The 572-nt window shown below is 58.0% G+C and carries 1 protein-coding gene; it reads left to right on the forward strand.

Features of this window, described 5'->3' with window-relative positions; translation table 11 throughout:
• The coding region (aroE, locus tag ACTHUR_RS16545; RefSeq protein WP_440399771.1) for a shikimate dehydrogenase at positions 1–572 on the forward strand (572 nt) is incomplete at both ends.

Genomic DNA, 572 nt, shown 5'->3' on the forward strand with positions numbered 1-572 from the left:
GGCAAGGTGCGAATGTAACCGTTCCGTTCAAGCAGGAAGCTTTTGCGCTGGCGGACGAACATTCCGACCGCGCCTTGGCTGCCGGCGCGGTCAATACGCTGGTGTGGTTGGAAGACGGCAGAATACGCGGCGACAATACCGACGGTATCGGTTTGGCCAACGACATCACGCAGGTTAAAAACATTGCCATTGAAGGCAAAACCATTTTGCTTTTGGGTGCAGGCGGCGCGGTGCGCGGCGTGATTCCGGTTTTGAAAGAACACCGCCCTGCCCGTATCGTCATTGCCAACCGTACCCATGCCAAAGCCGAGGAATTGGCGCGGCTTTTCGGCATTGAAGCCGTCCCGATGGCGGATTTGAACGGCGGTTTTGATATCATCATCAACGGCACGTCCGGCGGCTTGAGCGGTCAGCTTCCTGCCGTCAGCCCTGAAATTTTCCGCAACTGCCGCCTTGCCTACGATATGGTTTACGGCGACGCGGCGCAGACATTTTTGAACTTTGCCCAAAGCAACGACGCGGCCGAAGTTTCAGACGGCCTGGGCATGCTGGTCGGTCAGGCTGCCGCCTCC

This window comes from Neisseria sp. P0021.S007, assembly GCF_051956855.1.